The sequence below is a fragment of the Bradyrhizobium sp. 18BD genome, from assembly GCF_054185225.1.
The window spans coordinates 56,943-80,725 of the sequence record NZ_JAVAYL010000029.1; the positions used below are offsets into that span (position 1 = coordinate 56,943).

Sequence of the window (23,783 nt, forward strand, 5' to 3'; positions counted from 1 at the left end):
GGTTGCGCGCAATCACGCCAGCGCGCAAGCGGCTGGCGTCTTCAAAAATCCGATAGGAGAGGCAGGTTTAGCGGTCGCGGCGCTTCAGCCGGGGCGGCGCGTCCATGCCGTGCTTGGCGCGCCAGGCGGGGCCGGGGCCGCGCATGTAGTGCAGCTCGGGCCGGTACGGGTTGAAGGCGGTGGCGAAGAAGCGCTTCCAGAAACCCCGGACCTCGGAGACGAGGCCGGACGCGTTCCCGGTTTCGGCCGGAACGGGGAATGAGTGGGTCTCGATCAGAGCCATGACGCTGTCTCGCTGTTCTCCCGTTCATTCTGAGCGGGTGGCGCTGTTTCCGCGCGAAACCGAGCTTTGGCCTGATTTATTAAAAGATAGTTTCAATTGTCCGGATCCGGGTCCGGATGGTGTCCGCCCAGTATTCATCCGTGGTGAACGGAGGGAAAACGTTGCCCTTTGGGGGCGGGATCGTTACATCGGCGGCAAGCAAATTTCCTCAAATCGAAGGTTTCACGGGACCGATGGCGCGCCAGTTCGTCTACTTCATGGAAGGCCTGACCAAGAGCTACCCGACCCGCAAGGTGCTCGACAACATTCGGCTGAGCTTTTACCCGGACGCCAAGATCGGCGTTCTCGGTGTCAACGGCTCGGGCAAGTCGACGCTGCTCAAGATCATGGCCGGCCTCGACAAGGAATACACCGGCGAGGCCTGGGTCGCCGAGGGCGCCCGCGTCGGCTACCTCGAGCAGGAGCCGCACCTCGATCCGGCGCTGTCCGTGCGTGAGAACGTCATGCAGGGCGTCGCCAAGCAGAAGGCGATCCTCGACCGCTACAACGAGCTCGCGGTCAACTATTCCGACGAGACCGCCGACGAGATGACCAAGCTGCAGGACGAGATCGAGGCCCAGGGCCTCTGGGATCTCGACAGCAAGGTCGACCAGGCCATGGACGCGCTGCGCTGCCCGCCCGACGATGCGGATGTGACGAAGCTCTCGGGCGGTGAGCGCCGCCGCGTCGCGCTGTGCCGCCTTCTGCTCGACCAGCCCGAGCTGCTGCTGCTGGACGAGCCGACCAACCATCTCGACGCCGAATCCGTTTCGTGGCTCGAAGGTCATTTGCGCAACTATCCCGGCGCGATCCTGATCGTGACCCACGATCGCTACTTCCTCGACAACGTCACGGGCTGGATCCTCGAGCTCGATCGCGGCAAGGGCATCCCCTACGAGGGCAATTATTCGTCCTGGCTGGTGCAGAAGCAGAAGCGCCTGGAGCAGGAGGGACGCGAGGACGCCGCGCACCAGAAGACGATTGCGCGCGAGCAGGAATGGGTCGCGTCCTCGCCGAAGGCACGCCAGGCCAAGTCGAAGGCGCGCTACCAGCGCTATGAGGAACTGCTCAAGCAGGCGAGCGAGAAGCAGACCCAGACCGCGCAGATCATCATTCCCGTCGCCGAGCGCCTCGGCGCCAACGTGGTCGATTTCGAAACCCTCAGCAAAGGCTATGGCGATCGCCTGCTGATCGACGATCTCACCTTCAAGCTGCCGCCCGGCGGCATCGTCGGTGTGATCGGCGCCAACGGCGCCGGCAAGACCACGCTGTTCAAGATGATCACCAAGCAGGAGACCCCGGACAAGGGCACGATCACGGTCGGTGAGACCGTGCATCTCGGCTATGTCGACCAGTCGCGCGATGCGCTCGACGGCAAGAAGACCGTGTGGGAGGAAATCTCCGGCGGCAACGAGCTGATCCTGCTCGGCAAGAAGGAAGTGAACTCGCGCGGCTATTGCTCGTCGTTCAACTTCAAGGGCGCCGACCAGCAGAAGAAGGTCGGCGCGCTCTCCGGCGGTGAACGCAACCGCGTCCATCTCGCCAAAATGCTGAAGTCCGGCGCCAACGTCCTGCTGCTCGACGAACCGACCAACGACCTCGACGTCGACACGCTGCGCGCGCTGGAAGAGGCGCTGGAGGATTTTGCCGGCTGCGCCGTCATCATCAGCCACGATCGCTGGTTCCTCGACCGCATCGCGACCCACATCCTGGCCTTCGAGGGCGACAGCCATGTCGAATGGTTCGAAGGCAACTTCCAGGACTACGAAAAGGACAAGATGCGCCGGCTCGGCCAGGACAGCATCATCCCGCACCGCGTGAAGTACAAGAAGCTGACGCGGTGATGTCGGCATGATGCGGCGGGCGCTCATCGCTGCGGCGATTGTCGTCACCTGCGGATGGTCGCCCGCCCGCGCCGCCGACGCCGCCTTCACGCAATTCATCGCCGCGCTTTGGCCGGAGGCGCAGTCTGCCGGTGTGTCGCGCAAGACGTTCGACGAGCAGACGCGCGGGCTCGAGCCCGACTACAAGCTGCCCGATCTGATCCTGCCCGGGCGGCCCGCGACAGGCGCGCCGTCGCAGGCCGAGTTCGTGCAGGTGCCGGCCGACTACGTCAAGGAAGCTTCGATCGCGCGGCTTGCGGGCGAGGGGCAGCGGCTGCTGCAGAAATATCGTCCGGCGCTGAGCGAGATCGAGAAGAAGTCCGGCGTGCCTGCCACCGTGATGCTCGCGATCTGGGGCCGAGAGACCGATTACGGCCGCTACACGCTGCCTTATGATCTGGTCCGCGTGCTGGCGACGCAGGCCTATGTCGGACGGCGCAAGGACACCTATCGCAACGAGTTCATCCTCTCGCTGAAGATCCTTGGCGAGGGCGTAGTGACGCGCAAGGACATGCGCTCGTCCTGGGCCGGTGCCACCGGCCTCACGCAGTTCCTGCCGTCGGAATATTACAAGCACGGCGTCGACTTCGACGGCGACGGCCGTATCGACATTTGGCACTCGGTGCCGGATGCGCTCGCCTCCGCCGCGCAGCAGCTCGTCAACAAGGGCTGGCAGAGCGGCGTGCGCTGGGCCTATGAGGTGCAGGCGCCGGCCAAGGTCGATTGCACCAATGGTGTGCCCGAGGTGACGAAGCCGATCGGCCAGTGGCTGCGCGAAGGCTTTGTGCCGGTGCGCGGCGAGAAGCTCAGCGCTGCCGAGCAGGCGCAGCCGGCATCGCTGCTTCAGCCGGAGGGCATCTACGGTCCGTCATTCCTGACCACGAAGAACTACTTCGTCATCAAGGAATACAATTTCTCCGACCTCTACGTGCTGTTCGTCGGCCATCTCAGCGACCGCATGACGAGTCCGCTGCCGTTCGCAACGCCCTGGGCGGCCTCCAAGCAGCTGCGCACCAAGGACGTCGAGACCATGCAGCGCGGGCTCACGCGCGTCGGGCTCTATAAGGACAAGATCGATGGCAAGGCCGGCATGCAGACGCGCGCCGCGCTCGGCGCCTATCAGAAGTCGGCAGGCCTCAAGGTCGATTGCTGGCCGAGCGAAGAGGTGCTGCGCTCGATCCAGGCGGCGCGCTAGCGAGAGACCAAAAGAAAAAGCCCGGCCGATGGTCTCGGCCGGGCTTCGATCGCGGCGCGCATGCGCCAGGACGATCAGATCAAAGACGATCAGATCAATAGCAAACGCGAACCGGGCGGACGACCCAGCCGTAGCCATCCCAGTAGCGCTGGCGCTGCCAGTAGCAGGGCGGGGGCGGCGGGCCGGGCTCGGCGACGTAAACCGGGCCACCATAGGCCGGACGGCTCGATGCGATCGCGCCGCCGACGATGGCGCCGCCGATCAGGCCGGCCGCGATGCCGGCGCCGACGTTGTCACCGGCGTTGGCGGGCGGAGTGGCGGTCACCAGCGAACCGGCGATCGTCGCAACCGTGAGGGCGGCAACAAAAGTCTTCTTCATGCTCTTGGCTCTCCTGGGAGATGGATCCTCTTGTTAGAGGCGTCCGGGGTTCAAAGGTTCACGCACACTCTGATGGAATTGGCCTTGCAGCTAGGAAGCGCGCAAATGGTCAATCCACGGTAAACGCACACGGAGCTGTGACGCGAAAAAGCGGTCTTTTTCAGGCCCGGAGATGAACGGCGCATCCGTAGTGAACCGGGCCAGCTGAATCAGTCGCAGCGAACCGCGCTTCGAGTCGCCTCAGCCACAGACGCGGACGCGACGAACGCGCCAGGCGTAGCCATCCCAGAAGCGCTGCTTCTGCCAGACGCAGCCGTCACCATAATAGTCGTCAGCGACGTAGCCCGGACCCGGCGCGTAATAGCGCGGCGGATAGTAGCCGGGGCCGTAGCCCGGGCCATAACCATAAGCAGGACCGGGTCCGTAGTAATACGGAGAGGCCAGCGCACCGCCAACGATGGCGCCACCGATGATCCCGGCGGCGACGCCTGCGGCGACACCGCGCTGAGCGTGGGCCGGCGTTACGGCCGTCAGGGCCAGCGTGGCGACGGCAGCAATTGCCAGGAGCGACTTCTTCATGGATTTGACCTCTTCATACGCGCGGAACTCTTTGGGATCCTAAGTTCCATACTCTGTTTGAACGATCAATGAACGGCACCTTTGCCGGGTGCGACCAATTGGTATGGCTCGGAAGGAGACGCTGAATGGGCAACGGGATGATTAACGCTTTGATCGCCGCCGGGGTCATCTTTGCGATCGGCTATGGCTGGTTCACCCATCTCCAGAACCGCAACCGGCGCTCGCGGGCATCGGCCGGCGGCGATGGAAGCAGCAGCGGCGGTGGCGACAGCTATTCGGGCACGAGCGACGGCTTCTCGCTGGGGAGCTGGTTCTCCAGCGACAGCTCTGGAAGCTCAAACGACGGCTGTTCCTCGAGCGATAGCGGCAGCAGCGGCGGCGATTGTGGAGGCGGCGGCGACGGTGGTGGAGGCGGCGGCGACTAGGTCCGCCGCTGTTTTTCGGCCAGTTTGGAATAGCTTCAAATACCGGTTTTTCCCTTTGCATCCGGACGGCCCGTTAAATATCGATGATGGCGCATCACCGAAGGGCCTACCGCTTCCATGATCGTTTGTTCCTGTAACGTACTGAGCGATGACGACATCCGCGCCGCCGTCGCCGAGTCCGACGATGCCGTGCGTCATGCCAAGCAGGTCTATGGATGCCTCGGTTGCAGCGCTGAATGCGGCCGTTGCGCCCGGACGATCAAGACCATCATCGACGAAGCCCTCGGTCCCTGCGCCAAGTCCTGCTGCTCGGGCTGCCCGCATAGCCATACCGTGGCTGCCAATGACGAGACGGCTGAGCCCGCCCAGTTTGCCCTCGCGGCCTGCTGAAACTTTCCCCATCATCGGCTGAGCTTTTCCCCGGCTGCATCCCCGTAGCCGGTTGCTCTCGCGTTTAATCTCATTTAGAAGCGTTCTAAAGTCGGATAGGTCCGATTTGGACTGCAAGATCTGGAGTGAACCATGCAGGGCGACGCAAAAGTCATCGACTATCTCAACAAGGCGCTGCGTCACGAACTGACTGCGATCAACCAGTACTGGCTGCACTATCGCTTCCTCGACAATTGGGGCCTCCTCGACATGGCCAAGGTCTGGCGCAAGGAGTCCATCGAGGAGATGGAGCACGCCGACAAGCTCACCGCGCGCATCCTGTTCTTCGACGGCTTCCCGAACATGCAGGTGCTCGATCCCCTGCGCATCGGCCAGAACGTCAAGGAGATCATCGAGTGCGACCTCGCCGCCGAGATGAGCGCACGGGCGCTCTATCAGGAAGCGGCGACCTACTGCCACGGCGTCAAGGACTACGTCACGCGTGACCTGTTCGAGAAGCTGATGAGCGACGAGGAGCACCACATCGACTTCCTCGAGACCCAGCTCGATCTGATCGGCCGTATCGGCCTTGAGCTCTACACCCAGAAGCACGTCGGCGGGCTCGAGGGCGAGGGGCACTAAGGCTCCGACGTCGACGTCAGTCGTGCATTTCGATGTCGTCCCGGCGCAGGCCGGGACGACATTTTTGTTCGGGAGGCAATTACAACTGCGTCTTGTAACGCTCCTCCACGATCTCCTGGCTCTCCGGTTCACCCAGGCCCGTCTGATCGTGAATGACCTGGCCGATGCTCGGCATCACCGAGCGCTGCACCTTCTCCGGCGACCACAGCTTTGAGCGCATCAGCGCCTTGCCGCAGTGGAAATAGACTTCGCTGACCGCGACGTTCAACACCGCGCGCGGCGGCTTGCCGAACTCCACCATGGACGCGAGCAGATCCGGATCGGCCGACAGCGTGCCGCGGCCGCCGACGCGTAGCGTCTCATCGATCCCCGGCACGAAGAACAGCATGTGCACGAAGCCCGAGCCTTCGACGACGTTGCGAAAACTGTCGATCCGGTTGTTGCCGGAGCGGTCGGGCATCAGCAACTGGTTGGGACCGGTGACGTGGACGAAGCCGATGCCGCCGCCGCGCGGCGAGGCATCGACGCTGCCGTCGGTGCCCGACGTCGCGAGCACGCAGAACGGCGACATCTCGATGAACTTCTTGGCATGCGCATCGATCGCGGGACGCGCCTTCGCGATCACGCGCGGGCTTGGCTTGGCATAGATGGTCGCGAGGTCTTCGGCGCAAAGATCGGTCACGAAGGTCTCCTTGATTGAGGATGCAAGATTATCATCCTTTGGCCTGATCGCTATCCCTCTTTGTCGCGCCGCCACGGCCAATCGATCGTGCCGGATGGCGCGGTAGCTTGGCGCAACAATTTCGCTTATAACGGGTGGCATACTTTAACGCTTTCAGGGAGGGAATTCGTCATGGCCTCCACGCAGGCAATGCGGGTCGCTGGCGATCGGCCGCGCCGTCGCAAGCATGTTCCAGGACAGCTCATCGTCCGGTTGAAGCCGGCCGTTGCCCGCCAGATTGCGGCGATCGCGCCTCAGGCGGCAACGGCACGCGCGCTGATGGACACGATGCCCGAGGAGGTCACAGGTCCGGTCGCTTTCCTGCACGACAATTTCGGGCTGCAGTCGATGAAGCCATTGTTCGTGGTCGACGGCGGCGGCGACGCACCGGCGCGGCCGCAGGCTCTGGCCGCGGTTCATCGCTCGATCGCACGCTCTGCAACGGCGGCACCGCGGGAGGCGCTGGCCGGATTTCAGATCGTGGAGGTGAAGGACAAGAAGATCGGTGCGTCAGTCCTGAAGCGCCTGAGTGCTTCCAGGGCGATGGATCTGGTCGAGCCCGTTCCCAATCGGTGGCTCAGTGCCGCCGCCGATCCCATGACGATCCGGCAGTGGGGCCTTCGCGCCATCAGATGGTTCGACAGGCCGCGACCTGGTGCGGGGCGGGTCCATGTCGCCGTGCTCGATAGCGGTGTCGACGCCGGACATCCGGATCTTGCACACGCCATCGAGGAGTACAGGCACGACGGCAACGGCGAGCGCGATTTTCTTGGTCACGGCACGCATGTCGGCGGCACCATCGCGGCAGTGGTCAACAATTCGGTTGGTATCGTGGGCCTCGCCAATTGCCGGCTGCACTGCTGGAAGGTGTTCGACGATCCCAAGCGTGCGGGTGATGACGAGAACTTCAATTTCGAGTTTTACAGCAAGGCGCTCGCGGCCGCGCTCGATTCCAACATCAAGGTCATCAATCTGAGCATTGGCGGCGAGGACCATTCGAAGGCGGAAGCAGCGATCTTCGCCGAGTTGGTCGACGCCGGCGTCGTCATCTCGACCGCGATGGGTAACGAGTTCGAGGACGGCAATCCGAAGGAATATCCGGCGGGCTATCCGGACACGATCGGCGTCGGCGCCGTCGACGAATCTCATCGGCGGGCCTCGTTCTCCAACACGGGAAGGCACATCAAGCTGGTCGCGCCCGGTGTCAACATCCTGTCGACGGTGCCCCGTGTGAAGGCAAGTTTCGCCGACCACGTGACATACGATTCCTGGCCCGGCACGTCGATGGCGACGCCGCATGTGACGGGAGCCGCTGCACTCGTCTACATCAACAAGCCGAAATCCCGGGCGGCCGGGCTTGCGGTTGCGAGACGCCTGATCGCGACCGCGACCAAATTGCCGGCGATGCGGGGCAAGGATTTTACGCCGCAATACGGCGCCGGCCTCCTCGATGTTGCCGCTGCGCTCGGCCGCGCGAAGCCCGCGAGGAAGCGGCGAAAATAAGCGCCGCGGCCTTGATCGGGCGCCGTGAACGGCTAGCTTCTTATGCATGTCCGTGCAGTTCAAATTTCACGATCGTGTCGATCAGCGCCGGCGGCGCCTGATCATCAAGACGCTCAGTGATGCCGGCTATGCCGCCGAGAACCTGTTTCCTGGGCAGAAGCGGCAAAGCCTCGCCGCGATCTTCACTGTCGCCGAGGCCGACGCCAAATCCGTTCGCGCCGCGCTCGGCGATTTTGGCGATGACATCGAATATGTCGAGGCCTCGCCCAAGCGAGATCTCAAGGGCTGAGCGGCCTACACTGCGTCGGCCGGCACGAAGCAGCTGATGATGATGGCGCCGCGGTGATAAACGTACCACACCACGGCCTGGCCGACCGGGTTGCCGCGATCGCGGATGATGGCGCGCGCGGGGACCTCCATCCATTGTCCCTCGATCGGCACCCAATAGGTACCACCCCGCACATCGTAGTCGGTGCGATGGCCGTCGGAGATATCGCAGCAGGGCACGCCGTTCGGCGCGATCACGCTCTTGAACCACGCGCGGATGTCGGGCGGAACATGGTCGTACTGGCCGTTGTCGAACGCGAACGCCGCGCTCGTCAGCGCCATCGTCGCAGCCAGCAAGACGCACAGCGCAAGCCTGTGCATGCGATCCTCCGTCGCGTTTCGATTCGTATCGTTGATGCGATTAAGCCCGAGCTGTCAGCGCATTGCATGCTCAAATAATATGCGGCGCCGAGGCGCCGCATATGATGCGTTGCGATATGGGCGATTGACGACGCTTACATCGTGCGCTGCGGCGCGGTTTGCAGCAATTGCCTGACCTGCTCGACGTAGAATTTCGCGTTGCCCGTGGTGCCGTGGCCTCGCGTCTCCGTGCTCGCGGGGATCAGATACAGCCTGCCGTTCTTGATCCGCTTCATCGCAGCGTCCGTGATGCCGGTCTCCGGCGGGTTGCGCTCGTCGTCGGCGGAATTGATCAGCAGCAGTGATGCCTCGATCTGCTCCAGTCTGTCGCCGGCGTTGTAGTCCTGCGAGGAACCCCACTGGTAGAGGAAGTCGTTGGCGTCCGCCGTGACCGGTGCAGCCAACCGTTCGTCGACGATCTTGTCGGCCTTGGCCGCGGTCGGCGCCTGTTGCTGATAGGCGAGCGTGCCGCCGATGCTGGCGATGCCGTAGGCGGTGATGGCGTATTTCATCATGCGTGGCTGGCTGGTGTAATTGCCGCCATTGTAGTCGGGATCGTTGCGGATGGTGTCGAGCATGATCCGCCGCATCATCCAGTTGCGCGAGGCCATCTCGGTCGGCTGCGAGGCCATCGGCACCAGCACATCCATGTCCTTGGGATATTTCTCGCCCCACAGCCAGGTCTGCATGCCGCCCATCGAGTTGCCGATGACGAGCCGAAGATGCTTGACGCCGAGCCCTTCGGTTACGAGGCGATGCTGCGCCTCGACCATGTCGTCGTAATTGTATTTCGGAAAGCCCGTCTTCATGCCGTCCGACGGCTTTGACGATTTGCCGTGGCCGATCGCATCGGGAATGATGATGTAATATTTGGACGCATCGAGCGGCTGTCCGGCGCCGAACATCTCGCCGGCGAACGCGGGCGTCAGCATGCTCGCGCCCGAGCCGCCGGTGCCGTGCAGCACCAGCACGGGTTGTCCGGTCGGCTCACCGACGGTGGTGTAGTGCAGCTTCAGGTCCGGCATGACCTCGCCGGTATGGAACTTGAAATCCCTGGCGACCCAATCGCCCTGTTTCGGCGCCGGATAGTCGGCGGCGAATGCCGATGCCGAGATGGACAGCAGAACGGCCGACAGCGCCGCGCAAGAAGCTTTCATGTTCCTCTCCCCGTGCGGCTCATATCCGGCGGCCGCGTTGACGCGGACCTTAGCAGAAGTGCCCGGGTAGATGTAGGATTTCGGTTCCGCCGTTCGTCTTACGAGGACACCATCAGGAGAGACTGCATGTGCCGCAACATCAAGACGCTGTTCAATTTCGAGCCGCCGGCGACGGAGGACGAGATCCATGCCAGCGCGCTCCAGTTCGTGCGAAAGCTCTCCGGCTTCAACAAGCCCTCGCAGGCCAATGAGGCGGCCTTCGACCGCGCCGTGGCCGAGGTCTCGGAGGCCGCGCGAAAGCTGCTGACCTCGCTGCATACCCATGCGCCGGCGCGCGACCGCGAGGTCGAGGCGGAGAAGGCGAAGGAACGCTCGCGGCTGCGCTTCGGCTAGCGGCCGCAAGCACGCCTTCCGTGATCTGGCTCACGGTATCGGCCGCCTCGACTTGAGATGATGTGCGCCGGGGTTTTGACAGCCCGGAGCCCGATCATGAGCCGCCCCCTTCTTCCGCTGAAAGCAGGTGCCATCGTCTTCACGCTGCTGTGGACCGCGTGGATGATGTGGTGGAGCGGCTCGTTCTCGAGCGCGAACGTCGTGATCCTGGCGCTGTGCGGCGCGGCGGTCGGCTATCTCTGGTATCGCGCCATGCGCTGGCAGTTCGAGCGCATGGGCATGCTGCCGCGCAAGGATGATTCATCACCAGCCTCCTGAACGAGGCTGGTGTCCCGGACGCGCTGCAGCGTGCAACGCTGCGGCGCAGAGCCTGGGGCACGAGCGCAGATTAATCCTTGTGACCGTGCTTCTTCTTTTTCTTCTTTTTCTTGTGCCCGTCGCCTTCGCTGGCGTCGTCCTCGTGCTCGTCGTGCATCTCGTCAGTTTCCTGCACGGCGGCCTCCAGCGCGGCGCGCTCGGCGGCTTCCTGCGTGTCCCGCTCGGCAGCTTCATGCTCGCGCTGGCGGCGGCGCTCGTCCCAGGCATCGAAGAGCTGCTCGAGCCACGGCAGTACCTGTTCGATCGATGGCAGCTGGCCGGGCGGTCCGGCCTCGCCGCGCGGGCCCTGCGGCCCCACTGGCCCTTGCGGTCCGGCAGGTCCTTGCGCGCCGACGGCGCCACGCAGACCGGCCTCGCCCGCCTTGCCTTGCGGACCGGTCTTGCCCAGCGGTCCGGCCTTGCCGACCGGACCCGGCTTGCCCTGCGGACCCGGCTTGCCGCGCGCACCGTCCGGTCCGCGTTTGCCGGGGTGACCCTGCGGTCCCGGTCTTCCCGGCTCGCCCTGCCGCCCGCGCGGACCCTGAGGTCCCTGCCGTCCCTGATCGTCTGCCACGCCACTGCTCCCTTGACCGGAAGCAAGCTACTTAGCGGCGTTTGACGACAGCAGCAATTCTGCCTGTGCATCGCCTCAGGCTTGATCAACATCAATCGGTCGCACGGGGCGCCGTGTCATTGAATTGCGCGCGGCCACACCCTTTTCGAGGAGCGCGCGATGCGAGCTGCGTGGACAATCTTCTGCCTGTCGGCCGTCATCCTTGCCGTCGCAGTCGGGCTGGCCCATCTGCTCGTGCCCGATGTCGTGCCGGTCGCCTTTGCCGAGGAGCCGCAATCGTCATGGGCCGTCATGACGGCCTTCGTGCTCCGCACGATCGAGCTGATCGCGGCCGCCGTCGCCATCATCGCGCTCGTGGTTCTCGGCGGCGGACTGATCGGCCGCGCCGTCACGCGCTAGTCGTGATAGGCGGGCACCTCGATGCCCGAGGCGGCATAGATCCTGATCTTGTTGCGCAGCGTGCGCACCGACAGGCCGAGCACGCGCGATGCGCGTGTGCGGTTGCCGTCGCAGCGCGCGAGCGTCTGGAGAACGAGCTCGCGCTCGACCTCGTCGACGGTCGCTCCGATCAGCAGTGGAACGATCTGGTTAGGAGCCAGGAATTGTGCGTCCTGCGGCGCCGCGACATGAACAGTGGTCATCAACACACCCCGATCAACGCCCGCTTCCTTCGCTGGAAGCGGATCGAGAACAAACGACCCCCAAGCCGTAGATCTACGGTGGGCGGGTTTGGTTAATGAAAGGTTAATCTTCTGCCATCGCACCAATTGACCTTGGGATTGCCGCGATGGCGCCGTGATTGGCACGAGATGCATAGCGAGGCGGGACGATCTCCCGCCTCACACCGTTCGATACCCACCATCCACCATCACGATCGTTCCCGTCACGTAAGCCGACAGATCCGAGGCGAGGAAGATCGCGGGGCCGACGATATCCTCGGGCTTGCCGGTGCGCGCCAGCGGGGTGTGATCGACGAAGGCCTGCACCAGCGCCGGATTGGTCGCGCGCACATTGGCGTTGATGTTGGTCTCGATGAAGCCCGGGCCGATCGCGTTGACGCGCACGCCTTCCTTGCCGAGCTCGACCGCAAGCGCCTTGGTGAAGCCGAGCACGCCGTGCTTCGACGTCGTATACGCCGCCGAGCTCGGCGTGCGCAGATGCACGAAGGACTGGATCGAGCCGATATTGACGATGCGGCCTTTGCTGGCGCGCAACGGCGCGAGGAACGCCTGCGTCATGTTGAAGACGCCGTTGAGGTTGAGCGAGATGATGTCGTTCCAGTCCTTCGCCACCGTCTCGGTCTCGGCGGTGAAGGCGTTGCGGCGGGTGATGCCGGCATTGTTGACGAGGATCGAGACCTGCCCGATCTTGTCGGCGACTTGCTTGGCCAGCGCAAAGCAATCATCGCGCTTGGTGACGTCGAGCGCAAAGCTCTCGGCCTTGCCGCCGGCCTTGCGGATCTCCTGCGCGGCCTCCGCGACGGTGTCGGCGTTGACGTCGAGCAGCACCACTTGCGCGCCCTCCCGCGCATAGCCGGTCGCGATCGCCCGGCCGATGCCGGACCCGGCGCCGGTGACGACGGCGATGTGGTTTGCGAGCAATGCCATGACAATTTCCTCCCGATTTCGTTTCTAAGTTTCATGAAAGGCTAACCCGAAATTAAGGGGTCGGAAACGGCCGCCTTGGCATACTGGTCTGCATTGCTAAACGTTACGCGCATGATGGAACGGCTTGAATCCTGGAAACTCGGTCTCGAACGCCTGCGGTCGGCGAACGCCGCCGACTGGGCCGAGGCGGGCCGGCTCGTGGCCGAGATCGCGCGGATGAGCACTGACACCATGCTGCGCCAGGCGGCGGAGCAGGCGCTTCCGGTGCTGCGCCAGGCCGTCGATAATGACGATCCCAGCGTCACGCTGGCGGCGCAGCGCCGCATCGGCGTGGTGCTCGAGGTCGTCCATGGCCTGACCGCGCCGCGCTTCGGCCGCCGCAACGCCGCGCCGAAGAAACTCTCCAGCGAGGATCGCGCCCGCAAGGTGCTCGGCCTGCCGCTCGCGGTGCAGCTCACCTGCGAGGACATCAACCAGGCCTATCGCCGCGCCGCCAAGGACATGCATCCCGACCAGGGCGGCAGCAATGAGGCCTTCATCGACCTCGCCGCCGCGCGCGACATCCTGATCCATCCCGGCGCGCACAAGGACGCGTGAGAGCGAGGTCTCATAGGTGGGCAAAGGCGCAACGCGCCGTGCCCACGACCTTCATGATGGATGGAATGGTGGGCACGCTTGCGCTTTGCCCACCCTACGAGGTCTGAGCACTCAGCTCTTGTTCACGCAGCTCGGATAGGGCGCGGCTTCGCCTGTAACGATCGGGCAGAGGGTGATGGGGCCGAGATCGTTCAGGCGCGCCTGCCAGCGTTCGTCCTTGACCTGTGGCTCGTCGCTCTCAGGGCCGCGCTCGGCCCATTGGATGGTGTAGTAGTCGGCGGAGCCCTTCAGCACAATCAGCAGCGCGGTCTCGCTGTGGCGGGTCGGGCCGCTGTCGATGCGGCCGCAACCGATCACGGCGGCAAAACCTTCGAAGCGGCCGAACGTTATGACGCCGAGCGGCTGCGCCGCAAAGCTGTCGGGGCAGGCGGACTTGAAGCCGCCGGCGATGGTTCCCGCGAACATCTCGGGCGAAGCGCCTCGCGTCAGCGTCATGCCCTTCTCGCCGGTGACCGTGATCATCTGCGTCCAGCGCTCGGGCGTCTCGCCCTTCAGCACGGCTTCGCGGATGTAGTGGCCGCCCTTGGTGTTCTCGAACACGGCGGCGAAATTCGACGGCATCGCGAAGCTGACGAGCTGGTCGAAGATCGGCGAGATCACGCGGAACGATTGCGGTGCCTGCGCCGGCGCAGTGGAGACTAGCGCAAGCGAGACGCTGAGAATGGTGGCTGTCGCGGTGAGCGTGCGCATCGATGAATCCCGCAAGGAGGGAATAGAAACGCGATCGGGCAAGAATGCTAGCATCGCATCCTTGCCCGACCCTTGTCGTCCGCCGATCGAATTCTTACCAGGTGCAGTGGCCGTCCTTCAGCGCATGGTCCTTCAGCACCAGCGCATCGACGAAGGTCGGCACGGAGGCGCTGACGCGGGCGTAATCGGCGGGCCACGGCGTGGTCGGGATGCTCTCGTCCCAGATCTGGCAGAAGCCGCCGTTCTGCCAGCGGATCAGATGATAACCGGCTTCGGCCTGGCTGGTGGCGGCGAACGCGGCAATGGCAAGGCCGGCGGCAGCGCACAGCACGGAAATACGACGCATGATCAGCTCCTCAAATGAAAGATGTGATGCGCCTCCCGACAATGAGGGGAGGGGTGGTACGGGACGCTGGGGGTAGCGCCCCGGACAAGGAGTGAGTAGTTCCGCATGCGCATGAGGTTCAAAGCGCGTACGCCGGAGATGCGGGATTTCGGCTGAAAAAATAGGCTGTCCGCCAAACGAAGGAGGGCGGCCCGCTCGCGCGAACCGCCCTCGAAATCTCGTCTGTCGCCTCAAGCCTAGAGCGTGCAGCGGCGCTCGGCGCGCATCTTGATCTGCAGGTCGGAGGCGGCCGTGAAGGTCGGGACCGGCTTGCTGACGACCTTGTAGGTCGAGGCGCCCCACTGGAACGGCTTGTACTTCAGGTCCTCGTTCCAGACCTGGCAGATGCCGGTGTTGTCCCAGCGGATCACGTAATAGCCGACCGCAGCAGATGCGGGCAGCGCGAACACGGAACTGGCGATGCCGGCAATGGCACAGAGGGCGAGAACGCGACGCATGAAGTATCTCCTTTGGGGGGACGTGGGACACGAAAATTCGTGCGGTAAATGCAGGTCCTTGGCAAGCGGGGGCGCGGCCGTTTCACGGATATGTCAGCCGCGGCAGCTCACTTGGTTGGGCCGCGTGCCCGACAAGTCACACGCAGCTCACTTCGCGAGCGAGGCCACCGCCTCGATCTCGATCAGCATCTTCGGATCGGGCAGCGCGTGCACCACGCAGGTGGTGCGCGCCGGATAGGGCGGCGGGCCGAAGGCGCCGGCATAGAGCGCGTTCATGGCGGCCACGTCGGAGGCGCGGGTGAGCAGCACGTTGACCTTGGCGAGGTCGCGGACGGTTGCATCGGCTTCATCAAGCACGCGCTTGATGTTGACGACGACATTGGCGAACTGCGCCTCGAAGCCGTCGGGCAGGGCGCCGTTCGCATCGAAGCCGGGAATGCCGGAGACGAACAGCAGGTCGCCGACGCGCGTCGCAAAGGACAGCGGCGGCGCCTTCACATGCAGCGGCGGCGCGAAATGCTGGATCGGCATGGGATCACCTCGTGGGCGTGTCGGGAGCATGAGCGTAGCGGGATGCGGGGGAGTTGCAATCGGTATGGAGAGAGGGGCAAAAACAAAAAATGCGAAAACGACCCCATGCACAGTAGGAACCAACCAGAAATCATTGAGCTTTTTGAAATTCGGTAATAGCGAAATATTCGCTTGCTCCGTCGGGCAAAACAGGAGCAGAATGGGATGATGGCGGTTGCGTCCGCGAGCGCGGTGGTTCGCCTCTCCCCGCGTGCGGGGAGAGGCCGACGCGCGTAGCGCGGCGGGTGAGGGGGAGTCTCCGCGAGTTCGACTGCTACCGCTTGTGCGGCGACAGCCTCTCACCCCAACCCTCTCCCCGCAAGAGCGGGGCGAGGGAGCGCACCGTGCGCGGTGAATGGCATCGTCTTGCCACGTGCTCCTCTGCCCAATCATGTTGCCGCCGCGATCGATCGGATACATTCGTCCGGTCCGATTCGTTTCCTCCCCTAAAAATAGCCCCGGAGCTTCCCCATGAAGATCGCCACCACCCTTCGCGCCGCGCTGGTCGCCATTGCCGCTTTGGCCGGCCTCTCGACCTCGGCGATGGCCGACGGCGGCACCGTGGTGCTGACGATCTACAAGGCGGGCTGGATCATCGGCGGCTCGGGCGGCTCCGGCGTGCTGAACTTCCGCGGCCGCTCCTACGGGCTCTCGACCGGCGGGCTCGATTACGGCCTCGTCTTCGGCGGCTCCAAGACCGTGCTGCGCGGCCGCGTCTCCAACATCAACCGCCCGTCGGATGTCGCCGGCGTCTACGGTGCGGCCGGTGCTGGCCTTGCCGTCGGCCGCGGCGCTCGCGCCATCGTGCTCACCAACCAGAAGGGCGCCGTGCTGGAGCTGACCGGTACGCAGGTCGGCCTGATGGCGAACGCCGATCTCAGCGGCCTCGCGATCACGATGCGCTAGACGACGGTGCATCAACGCCGTCATTGCGAGCGCAGCGAAGCAATCCAGAATCCCTCCGCAGCAACAGTCTGGATTGCTTCGCTGCGCTCGCAATGACGGAATTGGCTCCTACGCATTCACCATCGCATGCACCCGCTCGCAATGCGCGACGAGGTTTGTCTGCGCATCGACGAACGCCTTCAGCGGCGTCGGGATCGGAAAGTAATAGATGTTGGCGACAAAGCCGTAGATGCCGGCATCACAGCTGGTCGGCGCCGCGCCGTGGACGAAGCCCACGGCGGGCACGATCTCGGCCAGCACCTGCAGATCGGCAAGGCCCCGCGCGTAAGCCTGGTCGGGCGTGTAGCGGCCGATGCCCTGGTAATGATAGCGCTGCGCGTTGTAGGCCTTGGCCTTCTCGAACCCCTCCGCATCGATCTGCGGATGCTGCGCGATGAAGGCGTCGCGGAACGCAGGATAGAAGCGCTCGTCCTTCCAGCGCGAATAGGACATCACCCAATAGAGGTCGTCGAGCATGCGCGTGACCAGATGATTGGTCCGCCGCTGTTCGGGCGACAGTGCGGCATCGATGCCCAGGCGATATTTCGCAATCGCATGCGCGATGATCGTCTCGCTGTCGCCGATGGTCCCGCCGTCGTCGATCACATAAGGCAATTGCCCGCGCGGCGCGGCGGAGGCATCGAACACATGCTCGTGCACGAACGCGACGCCTGCGAGCTTCAGGAAGGCGTAGACCTTGAGGCCGTAGCCGTTGTTGTCGGCGACGCCGAACAGCTCAGGGTAGGAATAGAGGGTCAGCATCGGCGGGCTCCTCGGTTGGCGGAGCCAGCATGCATTGGCGTAGTGGCGAACGCAATGGCAGCCTCGGTCGCCCCGGATATCGCTTGCGCTCATCCGGGCTACGAACGCAACGCGGCCTCGAACACCGCCAGCTGCGCATCGAACGCCCGCCGGAACGCCGGCCGCGCTTCGCCGCGGGCGACATAGGCGGCGATATCAGGATATTCCTGCAGCAGCCCCGATGTGTTCAACCGGCGCAGCACCGTCACCATCATGAGATCGCCGGCGCTGAAGGCGCCATCCAGCCACTCGGCATCGCAGAGGCGGCGGGACAATTCACCGAGCCTGACACGCACACGCTGCTGCAGCATCGGCAGGCGCTCCGCGTACCAGTCCTTGTCGCGCTCGAACAGCATCGCCATGCCGAGCTCGACGATCGGCGGCTCCATCGTGTTGAGCGCGGCGAACATCCACGCGATCGCGCGGCTCCGCGCATTGGCATCCGTCGGCAGCAACCCGGCATGACGTTCGGCGATATGCAGCACGATCGCGCCGGACTCGAACAGTGCGAGGTCGCCGTCCTCGAAGGTCGGGATCTGCCCGAACGGATGCAGCGCAAGATGCGCCGGCGCCTTCATCGCCGCGAACGACACCAGGCGAACGTCGTAAGGCAGGCCGGCTTCCTCCAGCGCCCAGCGAACCCGCATGTCGCGCGCCTGCCCGCGGCCGCGGTCGGGCGAGCTTTCGAAGGCGGTGATGGTGGGGCGCATGGGAGGCTCCGGGGTGGTTGGGCTTTCGGTTCAGAGGACGAACGGGTGGGGCGGTTTCCGACAGTAGCCCGTAGTCCGTAGCCCGCATGAGCGAAGCGATATGCGGGAACAGTCGCCCCGGATATCGCTTGCGCTCATCCGGGCTACAAGAAAATCCCGCCTGCGCTGTCGGAACGCGCCTCCCGGCCACGTCCTTGGAGCACCCGCGCCACCTCGCCCGAGCTGAAAGGATCCCCGCTCATGACTTCCATCACGCCGTTCCTCTGGTTCGACAACAACGTCCCGGAAGCCGTCGCGTTCTACAAATCGGTGTTTCCAAACGCAAAGGTCGAGACCGTCAGCGACTTCATGGCGGTGTTCGAGCTCGAAGGCCAGCGCTTCAACGCGCTCAACGGCGGCCCGCAATACCGCTTCAACGAGGCGGTCTCGTTCTTCATCAGCGTCGAAACACAGGAGGAGGTCGACTACTTCTGGAGCCGGTTGATTGCGGACGGCGGCGAAGAGTCCCGCTGCGGCTGGCTTAAGGACAAGTTCGGCCTCTTCTGGCAGGTGATCCCGACCGCACTCGGCCGCTACCTCGGCGACCCCGACCGCACCAAGGCGAACCGCGTCATGCAGGCGATGATGGGAATGCGGAAGATCGTGATCGCGGATCTCGACAAGGCATATGCGGGGTGAGGGGACGGTGCCGTAGGGTGGGCAAAGGCGCGTTCTTTGCGCCGTGCCCACGCACTGCCGGGGACTCACGGAGAAATCGTGGGCACGGCGCTGACGCGCCTTTGCCCACCCTACGAAGTCTCGTGTTCGGGGCCACCGTAGCCCGCATGGGCGAAGCGACATGCGGGGCAACCGCCGGCCCCGGATATCGCTTGCGCTCATCCGGGCTACGCTAGCCCAACTCGGCAATCCACGTCGCAAGCTCCCGCCAAGGCTCCAGCGTCCAATGCCCCGACGCCGCACCAGACGGCGACGGCAAGACAAAAATCTCCGGCAGGCTTTCCTCGCGCTGCTGCCGCCCCAGCGCAATCCCGCTCGACGGCCTCCCGTAAAACAAGCTCGCCGCCTTCTTGCTCGTGAACGCAACCGTCCCCGGCCGATACTCTTCGATCTTGGCCCTGAAGCCCGGCACGTCGATCGTCTCAGCCGCGATCTGGTGATCCATCCCCGCGCCCGACTTGGAGAGATCGGTGAAGCCGATCCCAAGCTCGATCAGCGCCGCAAACTCCCCCGGCTGATAGCGCCGCGGCGTGATCCCGGCCTCATGGATCGCGCGCCAGAAGCGGTTGCCGGGATGGGCGTAGTAGTGCCCGAGCTCGGCCGAGCGTGTGCTGGCGGCGGTGCCGACGAAGACGAGGCGGAGGTTAGGGCGGAGCTGGTCGGGGAGGCGGTGAACGGTGTTGGACATCTTCGATGCGATTATTGACTTGCGTCTTCTCTGAATATGCCGTCGATATTGTCAGGCGTTGCGCGAGCGCCGTGCGCCGCAGGCCTGTCGGGGGAAAGAATGCACGACCAGTTCGAGTGGCCGGAGCCCGAGCACGAAGCCGACAAGATCATCTTGCGTAACGTCCGCAACCACGGCCGCCATATCACGGGCATACCCGATGGCACTCCGTCCTTCGCGTTTTCAATCGGTCTGTATCTGAACTACGGCCACCCCGAACTCATCATCTTCGGCCAGAGTGCTCAAAACGCGCAGGCCATCATCAACCTTATCCGCGATCGCGCTGCTGCGGGGCATAAATTCGTCGATGGCGATATCTCCGACGAATTGTTGGAGAACGGCTACAAGCTCGGCTTCTGGCAGGTGCCGTTAGCGGCATATCCGGAATATCTCGGCACTGCGATCTGGTTCTACTGGAAATCGCGGCTCGTATTCCCCTGTCTCCAGGTCGTCTGGCAGGACGTTGATCGTCATTTCCCCTGGGAGGCGGAATGCTCGCTCGAAGTCAGACGGGATCAGCCGTTGTTGAAGAAGGCGGTCTCGTAAAGCAACGATTTGCAAAAAAAGACCGGGCTATTTGCCCGGCCTTTGATTTTTCGCGTGGATGTCCGGGGCAAGCCCGGACGCGGCGCGGGCCGCTTCACAACGCCTTGTTACTCTCCTTCACCTTCTCCGCATCCAGATAAACGCTTGAGCCCATCTCCTTGAACTTCGCGCTCATCTTGGCCATGCCGTCCTCGGCCGTGCCCTGCATCGACATACCGATCGAGTTCGGATCGTTCAGCGTCGCCGCATAATCCCGCACGTCCTGGGTGATCTTCATCGAGCAGAACTTTGGTCCGCACATCGAGCAGAAATGCGCGACCTTGTGGGCTTCCTTCGGCAGGGTCTCGTCGTGGAAGCTCTTTGCGGTGTCCGGATCGAGCCCGAGGTTGAACTGGTCGGTCCAGCGGAATTCGAAGCGGGCGCGGGAGAGGGCGTCGTCGCGCAGTTGGGCTGCGGGGTGGCCCTTGGCGAGATCGCTGGCGTGGGCCGCGATCTTGTAGGTGATGACGCCGGTCTTGACGTCGTTGCGATCGGGCAGGCCGAGATGCTCCTTCGGCGTGACGTAGCAGAGCATGGCGCAGCCGAACCAGCCGATCATGGCCGCACCGATGCCTGAGGTGATGTGGTCATAGCCCGGCGCGATGTCGGTGGTCAGCGGTCCAAGCGTGTAGAACGGCGCCTCGCCACACTCCTTGAGCTGCTTGTCCATGTTGATCTTGATCTTGTGCATCGGCACGTGGCCGGGGCCTTCGATCATGACCTGGCAGCCCTTGTCCCACGCAATCTTTGTGAGCTCGCCGAGCGTCTCCAGCTCCGCGAACTGCGCGCGGTCGTTGGCATCCGCGATCGAGCCCGGACGCAGGCCGTCGCCGAGCGAGAACGAGACGTCATACTTGCGCATGAGGTCGCAGATCTCGTCGAAATGCGTGTAGAGGAAGCTCTCCTTGTGATGCGCCAGGCACCACTTCGCCATGATCGAGCCGCCACGGCTGACGATGCCGGTGACGCGGCTGGCGGTGAGGTGGATGTATTGCAGGCGCACGCCGGCGTGGATGGTGAAATAGTCGACGCCCTGCTCGCACTGCTCGATCAGCGTGTCCTTGTAGAGCTCCCAGGTCAGCTTTACGGGATCGCCGTTGCACTTCTCCAGCGCCTGGTAGATCGGAACGGTGCCGATCGGCACCGGCGAGTTGCGCAAAATCCATTCGCGCGTGGTGTGGATGTTGCGGCCCGTCGAGAGGTCCATCACGGTGTCGGCGCCCCAGCGGATCGCCCACACCATCTTCTCGACCTCTTCCTCGACCGACGATGTCACCGCCGAGTTGCCGATATTGGCGTTGATCTTGGTGAGGAAGTTGCGGCCGATGATCATCGGCTCGAGCTCGGAATGGTTGATGTTGGAGGGGATGATGGCGCGGCCGCGCGCGATCTCTGAGCGCACGAACTCCGGCGTGATGAAGGCGGGCACCGCGGCGCCGAAGCTCTCGCCGTCGGCAAGCGCTGCTTCCGCGCGCTCGAGCTGCTGCTTGCGGCCGAGGTTTTCGCGGGCGGCGACGTAGATCATCTCCTTGGTGATGATGCCGGCGCGGGCGAATTCGAGCTGCGTGATCTTCTGCCCGTCGAGGCCGCGCAGCGGCTTGTGATAGGCCGAGAAGGCGCGCGCGGCCTTGTCGGTGGAGACGCTGCCATTGTCCTCCGGCTTGATCTGGCGCCCGTCATATTCCTCGACGCCGCCGCGCTCCAGCACCCATTGCTTGCGGTCGCGGGCCAGGCCGGCATTGACGTCGATGGTCACGGACGGGTCGGTGTAGGGGCCCGAGGTGTCGTAGACCGGCAGGTTCGGCTCGCCGGCGCCCTCGGACAGGATGATCTCGCGCAGCGGCACGCGCAGATCGGGCGCGGCATCGGGCGTCGCGAAGATTTTTCGCGAGGAGGCGAGCGGGCCGGTGGTGACGGCGGGAACGGTCTTGTCGGGGTTGGAGCGGATGTTCATGGGATCCTCCGGTTACTCTTAATTCCTGGGTGCAATTTCAATCTCGTCATCCCTGCGCGAGCGCGAAGCGCTCGTCGCTGGAGGTGCTCGCGGAACGCGAGCCTCGAAGGATGAAAGAGCCGGGCCGTCGCCCTTCGAGGGCCGCTTGCGCGGCCACCTCCAGCGACAACGGCTTCGCCGTTGCGCGGGGGTGACGGGATAAAGAGAGGGCGACGCTGGTAGCGAATTTCTCCGTCATTGCGAGCGTAGCGAAGCAATCCAGAAATGTGTCCGCGGAAGCAGTCTGGATTGCTTCGTCGCTTCGCTCCTCGCAATAACGGCGTGGAGAGAGTGGAGCCATCATGCCGCCTCCATCGACTGGCCGAGCCATTGCCGCACCCGCGCGTCCGGGTCGGCGTTCTGGGTGACGTCGGACACCACCGCGATGGAATCCGCGCCCGCCGCAAAGATCTCCGCGGCGTGCTCGAACTTGATGCCGCCGATCGCGACCAGCGGGATGCTGCCGATGCGCTTCTTCCATTCCGTGATCTTCGGAATGCCCTGCGGTTCGAACCGCATCGATTTGAGCGTGGTGAAGAAGATCGGGCCGAGCGCGACGTAATCGGGTTTTGCGGCGAGCGCGGTCGCAAGCTCGGCGTCGTCGTGCGTGGAGATTCCGAGCGACAGGCCGGCCTCGCGGATCGCCTTGAGGTCGGCCTCCGCCAGATCCTCCTGGCCGAGATGCAGATATTTTGCGCCGGCGACGATCGCTGCGCGCCAATAGTCGTTCACGACCAGTTTGGCCTGCGTGCCGTTGGTGATGGCCAGCGCGTCGGTGACAATTTGGAGCGCGTCGGCGTCGTTCAGCTCCTTGCTGCGGAGCTGAATGGTGCCGACGCCGAGCCTCGTCAAGCGCTCGACCCATTTGAGGCTGTCGACGACGGGATAGAAGCGATCAGGATACGGCATGCCAGAACGGGGTCCCAACGACAGGGGTGGAGGGGGAGGCGAAGTCGCGGGCGTTCATCAGCCCGGCTTCGAACGCGGTGCGGCCGGCCTCGATACCGAGGCGGAACGCGTTGGCCATCGCGACGGGATCGGCCGCCTTTGCGATTGCCGTGTTGAGCAGCACGGCGTCATAGCCGAGCTCGAGCGCCTCGGCGGCATGCGAGGGCGCGCCGATGCCGGCGTCGACCACCAGCGTGATGTCGGGCAGGCGCTCGCGCAGGAGTTTTAACGCATCGCGGTTGATGATGCCCTTGGCGCTGCCGATCGGCGCGGCCCACGGCATCACCACCTTGCAGCCGGCATCGACCAGGCGGTTCGCGACCGAGAGGTCCTCGGTGCAATAGGGGAACACCTCAAAGCCGTCCTTGATCAGGATGCCGGCGGCTTCGACGAGGCCAACGACGTCGGGCTGCAGCGTGTCGTTGTCGGCGATCACTTCCAGCTTGATCCAGTTCGTGCCGAACAATTCGCGGGCGAGCTTGGCGGTGGTCACGGCCTCGCGCACGCTGCGGCAACCGGCGGTGTTGGGCAGCACGGCGACGTCGAGCTCGCGGATCAGCTTCCAGAACGCGTCCCCGGTCTTGCCGCCGGCGGATTCGCGCCGCAGCGACACGGTGACGATGTTCGAGCCCGAGGCGCGGATGGCGGCCTGCATGATCGCGGGCGAGGGATAGAGCGCGCTGCCGATCAGCAGGCGGGAGGCGAATTGCTTGCCGTAGAAAGTGACCATCAGTGCCTCCGCGTGTTGCGGTCTGCTCCCTCGCCCCGCTCTTGCGGGGAGAGGGTTGGGGTGAGGGGCTCTCT

33 protein-coding genes are annotated in these 23,783 nt (G+C 64.3%); 14 read left to right on the forward strand and 19 right to left on the reverse strand.

From position 1 onward, the window contains the following. Window positions 1–67: 67 nt before the first annotated feature. Complete coding sequence (locus RAD16_RS36660) at window positions 68–283, reverse strand: hypothetical protein (protein WP_458162743.1); 216 nt, start codon at window positions 281–283, stop codon at window positions 68–70. A gap of 233 nt (window positions 284–516) precedes the next feature. On the opposite strand from RAD16_RS36660, the gene ettA reads away from it, so the two are divergent. Both ettA and RAD16_RS36670 read left to right on the forward strand, forming a co-directional pair. Then, entirely contained in the window at window positions 517–2,166 is a 1,650-nt protein-coding gene (gene ettA / locus RAD16_RS36665; RefSeq protein WP_458162744.1) for an energy-dependent translational throttle protein EttA, read from the forward strand. A gap of 7 nt (window positions 2,167–2,173) precedes the next feature. Beyond that, on the forward strand, window positions 2,174–3,400 hold the full coding sequence (locus RAD16_RS36670) for a lytic murein transglycosylase (RefSeq protein WP_458162745.1): 1,227 nt from the start codon (window positions 2,174–2,176) through the stop codon (window positions 3,398–3,400). A 94-nt stretch (window positions 3,401–3,494) separates the two neighbouring features. Here the strand turns inward: RAD16_RS36670 and RAD16_RS36675 are convergent, their stop codons facing one another. After that, window positions 3,495–3,779 (reverse strand): hypothetical protein, encoded by a 285-nt coding sequence (locus RAD16_RS36675; RefSeq protein WP_458162746.1) that lies wholly within the window; start codon window positions 3,777–3,779, stop codon window positions 3,495–3,497. Between the two features lie 240 nt (window positions 3,780–4,019). Further along, the gene (locus RAD16_RS36680; RefSeq protein ID WP_458162747.1) at window positions 4,020–4,358 is read right to left on the reverse strand and encodes a hypothetical protein; all 339 of its coding nucleotides are present in this window, start codon (window positions 4,356–4,358) and stop codon (window positions 4,020–4,022) included. A 125-nt stretch (window positions 4,359–4,483) separates the two neighbouring features. Here RAD16_RS36680 and RAD16_RS36685 point away from each other — a divergent pair, with 125 nt between their 5' ends. From RAD16_RS36685 to bfr, 3 genes are all read left to right on the forward strand, one after another. Continuing rightward, window positions 4,484–4,783, forward strand: a complete 300-nt coding sequence (locus RAD16_RS36685; protein ID WP_458162748.1) for a hypothetical protein — start codon at window positions 4,484–4,486, stop codon at window positions 4,781–4,783. A 117-nt stretch (window positions 4,784–4,900) separates the two neighbouring features. Beyond that, window positions 4,901–5,173 carry a (2Fe-2S)-binding protein gene (locus tag RAD16_RS36690; protein ID WP_458162749.1) on the forward strand — a complete coding sequence of 91 codons (273 nt, stop codon included), beginning with the start codon at window positions 4,901–4,903 and terminating at the stop codon, window positions 5,171–5,173. A 132-nt stretch (window positions 5,174–5,305) separates the two neighbouring features. Beyond that, on the forward strand, window positions 5,306–5,794 hold the full coding sequence (bfr, locus tag RAD16_RS36695; protein ID WP_011089420.1) for a bacterioferritin: 489 nt from the start codon (window positions 5,306–5,308) through the stop codon (window positions 5,792–5,794). Window positions 5,795–5,873: 79 nt separating this feature from the next. On the opposite strand, the gene RAD16_RS36700 is transcribed toward bfr, so the two are convergent. After that, window positions 5,874–6,476 (reverse strand): pyridoxamine 5'-phosphate oxidase family protein, encoded by a 603-nt coding sequence (locus RAD16_RS36700; protein WP_458162750.1) that lies wholly within the window; start codon window positions 6,474–6,476, stop codon window positions 5,874–5,876. A 171-nt stretch (window positions 6,477–6,647) separates the two neighbouring features. On the opposite strand from RAD16_RS36700, the gene RAD16_RS36705 reads away from it, so the two are divergent. Together RAD16_RS36705 and RAD16_RS36710 are read left to right on the forward strand one after the other, a co-directional pair. Then, on the forward strand, window positions 6,648–8,018 hold the full coding sequence (locus RAD16_RS36705) for a S8 family serine peptidase (RefSeq protein WP_458162751.1): 1,371 nt from the start codon (window positions 6,648–6,650) through the stop codon (window positions 8,016–8,018). 46 nt (window positions 8,019–8,064) lie between these two features. Next, window positions 8,065–8,307, forward strand: coding sequence for a hypothetical protein (locus RAD16_RS36710; RefSeq protein WP_458162752.1), 243 nt, complete (start codon window positions 8,065–8,067; stop codon window positions 8,305–8,307). 5 nt (window positions 8,308–8,312) lie between these two features. On the opposite strand, the gene RAD16_RS36715 is transcribed toward RAD16_RS36710, so the two are convergent. Together RAD16_RS36715 and RAD16_RS36720 are read right to left on the reverse strand one after the other, a co-directional pair. After that, window positions 8,313–8,666, reverse strand: a complete 354-nt coding sequence (locus RAD16_RS36715) for a hypothetical protein (protein WP_458162753.1) — start codon at window positions 8,664–8,666, stop codon at window positions 8,313–8,315. A gap of 134 nt (window positions 8,667–8,800) precedes the next feature. After that, window positions 8,801–9,862: an alpha/beta fold hydrolase gene (locus RAD16_RS36720; protein ID WP_458162754.1), complete on the reverse strand. Its 1,062-nt coding sequence runs from the start codon at window positions 9,860–9,862 to the stop codon at window positions 8,801–8,803. A 126-nt stretch (window positions 9,863–9,988) separates the two neighbouring features. Between RAD16_RS36720 and RAD16_RS36725 the strand changes: the two genes are divergently transcribed. Together RAD16_RS36725 and RAD16_RS36730 are read left to right on the forward strand one after the other, a co-directional pair. After that, window positions 9,989–10,255 (forward strand): DUF2277 domain-containing protein, encoded by a 267-nt coding sequence (locus RAD16_RS36725; protein ID WP_211406977.1) that lies wholly within the window; start codon window positions 9,989–9,991, stop codon window positions 10,253–10,255. Between the two features lie 96 nt (window positions 10,256–10,351). Further along, the gene (locus RAD16_RS36730) at window positions 10,352–10,573 is read left to right on the forward strand and encodes a hypothetical protein (RefSeq protein WP_326903851.1); all 222 of its coding nucleotides are present in this window, start codon (window positions 10,352–10,354) and stop codon (window positions 10,571–10,573) included. A gap of 70 nt (window positions 10,574–10,643) precedes the next feature. Here the strand turns inward: RAD16_RS36730 and RAD16_RS36735 are convergent, their stop codons facing one another. Continuing rightward, window positions 10,644–11,186, reverse strand: a complete 543-nt coding sequence (locus tag RAD16_RS36735) for a collagen-like protein (RefSeq protein WP_458162755.1) — start codon at window positions 11,184–11,186, stop codon at window positions 10,644–10,646. A gap of 159 nt (window positions 11,187–11,345) precedes the next feature. Here RAD16_RS36735 and RAD16_RS36740 point away from each other — a divergent pair, with 159 nt between their 5' ends. Next, window positions 11,346–11,585: a hypothetical protein gene (locus RAD16_RS36740; RefSeq protein WP_458162756.1), complete on the forward strand. Its 240-nt coding sequence runs from the start codon at window positions 11,346–11,348 to the stop codon at window positions 11,583–11,585. Here RAD16_RS36740 and RAD16_RS36745 read toward each other — a convergent pair. Together RAD16_RS36745 and RAD16_RS36750 are read right to left on the reverse strand one after the other, a co-directional pair. Beyond that, window positions 11,582–11,827 (reverse strand): helix-turn-helix domain-containing protein, encoded by a 246-nt coding sequence (locus RAD16_RS36745; RefSeq protein ID WP_092021689.1) that lies wholly within the window; start codon window positions 11,825–11,827, stop codon window positions 11,582–11,584. The genes RAD16_RS36740 and RAD16_RS36745 overlap by 4 nt on opposite strands. Before the next feature lie 198 nt (window positions 11,828–12,025). After that, on the reverse strand, window positions 12,026–12,793 hold the full coding sequence (locus RAD16_RS36750; RefSeq protein WP_458162757.1) for an SDR family NAD(P)-dependent oxidoreductase: 768 nt from the start codon (window positions 12,791–12,793) through the stop codon (window positions 12,026–12,028). 111 nt (window positions 12,794–12,904) lie between these two features. Here RAD16_RS36750 and RAD16_RS36755 point away from each other — a divergent pair, with 111 nt between their 5' ends. Continuing rightward, window positions 12,905–13,390 carry a J domain-containing protein gene (locus RAD16_RS36755; protein ID WP_458162758.1) on the forward strand — a complete coding sequence of 162 codons (486 nt, stop codon included), beginning with the start codon at window positions 12,905–12,907 and terminating at the stop codon, window positions 13,388–13,390. A 111-nt stretch (window positions 13,391–13,501) separates the two neighbouring features. On the opposite strand, the gene RAD16_RS36760 is transcribed toward RAD16_RS36755, so the two are convergent. The 4 genes from RAD16_RS36760 to RAD16_RS36775 all read right to left on the reverse strand — a co-directional run bounded on the left by RAD16_RS36760 (window position 13,502) and on the right by RAD16_RS36775 (window position 15,514). Next, window positions 13,502–14,140: a hypothetical protein gene (locus RAD16_RS36760; protein ID WP_458162759.1), complete on the reverse strand. Its 639-nt coding sequence runs from the start codon at window positions 14,138–14,140 to the stop codon at window positions 13,502–13,504. Window positions 14,141–14,234: 94 nt separating this feature from the next. Then, complete coding sequence (locus tag RAD16_RS36765; RefSeq protein WP_458162760.1) at window positions 14,235–14,486, reverse strand: hypothetical protein; 252 nt, start codon at window positions 14,484–14,486, stop codon at window positions 14,235–14,237. Window positions 14,487–14,722: 236 nt separating this feature from the next. After that, window positions 14,723–14,983, reverse strand: coding sequence for a hypothetical protein (locus RAD16_RS36770; protein ID WP_458162761.1), 261 nt, complete (start codon window positions 14,981–14,983; stop codon window positions 14,723–14,725). A 147-nt stretch (window positions 14,984–15,130) separates the two neighbouring features. Then, window positions 15,131–15,514 (reverse strand): RidA family protein, encoded by a 384-nt coding sequence (locus RAD16_RS36775; protein WP_458162762.1) that lies wholly within the window; start codon window positions 15,512–15,514, stop codon window positions 15,131–15,133. 510 nt (window positions 15,515–16,024) lie between these two features. Between RAD16_RS36775 and RAD16_RS36780 the strand changes: the two genes are divergently transcribed. Then, a complete protein-coding gene (locus tag RAD16_RS36780) occupies window positions 16,025–16,459 on the forward strand; it encodes a hypothetical protein (protein WP_326903840.1) in 435 nt (144 codons plus the stop codon). A gap of 108 nt (window positions 16,460–16,567) precedes the next feature. On the opposite strand, the gene RAD16_RS36785 is transcribed toward RAD16_RS36780, so the two are convergent. Both RAD16_RS36785 and RAD16_RS36790 read right to left on the reverse strand, forming a co-directional pair. Next, window positions 16,568–17,260: a glutathione S-transferase C-terminal domain-containing protein gene (locus RAD16_RS36785; protein ID WP_458162763.1), complete on the reverse strand. Its 693-nt coding sequence runs from the start codon at window positions 17,258–17,260 to the stop codon at window positions 16,568–16,570. 98 nt (window positions 17,261–17,358) lie between these two features. Then, complete coding sequence (locus RAD16_RS36790; RefSeq protein ID WP_458162764.1) at window positions 17,359–18,009, reverse strand: glutathione S-transferase family protein; 651 nt, start codon at window positions 18,007–18,009, stop codon at window positions 17,359–17,361. 240 nt (window positions 18,010–18,249) lie between these two features. On the opposite strand from RAD16_RS36790, the gene RAD16_RS36795 reads away from it, so the two are divergent. Beyond that, window positions 18,250–18,687, forward strand: a complete 438-nt coding sequence (locus tag RAD16_RS36795) for a VOC family protein (RefSeq protein WP_458162765.1) — start codon at window positions 18,250–18,252, stop codon at window positions 18,685–18,687. Between the two features lie 211 nt (window positions 18,688–18,898). Here RAD16_RS36795 and RAD16_RS36800 read toward each other — a convergent pair whose 3' ends face one another. Then, window positions 18,899–19,414, reverse strand: a complete 516-nt coding sequence (locus tag RAD16_RS36800; protein WP_458162766.1) for a mismatch-specific DNA-glycosylase — start codon at window positions 19,412–19,414, stop codon at window positions 18,899–18,901. Window positions 19,415–19,513: 99 nt separating this feature from the next. On the opposite strand from RAD16_RS36800, the gene RAD16_RS36805 reads away from it, so the two are divergent. After that, window positions 19,514–19,999: a DUF4262 domain-containing protein gene (locus RAD16_RS36805; RefSeq protein ID WP_458162767.1), complete on the forward strand. Its 486-nt coding sequence runs from the start codon at window positions 19,514–19,516 to the stop codon at window positions 19,997–19,999. Window positions 20,000–20,093: 94 nt separating this feature from the next. On the opposite strand, the gene thiC is transcribed toward RAD16_RS36805, so the two are convergent. From thiC to RAD16_RS36820, 3 genes are all read right to left on the reverse strand, one after another. Continuing rightward, window positions 20,094–21,992 carry a phosphomethylpyrimidine synthase ThiC gene (thiC, locus tag RAD16_RS36810; protein WP_458162768.1) on the reverse strand — a complete coding sequence of 633 codons (1,899 nt, stop codon included), beginning with the start codon at window positions 21,990–21,992 and terminating at the stop codon, window positions 20,094–20,096. 339 nt (window positions 21,993–22,331) lie between these two features. Continuing rightward, window positions 22,332–22,940, reverse strand: coding sequence for a thiamine phosphate synthase (locus RAD16_RS36815; RefSeq protein WP_458162769.1), 609 nt, complete (start codon window positions 22,938–22,940; stop codon window positions 22,332–22,334). Then, window positions 22,927–23,709: a thiazole synthase gene (locus RAD16_RS36820; RefSeq protein ID WP_458162770.1), complete on the reverse strand. Its 783-nt coding sequence runs from the start codon at window positions 23,707–23,709 to the stop codon at window positions 22,927–22,929. The genes RAD16_RS36815 and RAD16_RS36820 overlap by 14 nt, the downstream gene beginning before the upstream one ends. Between the last annotated feature and the right edge of the window lie 74 nt (window positions 23,710–23,783).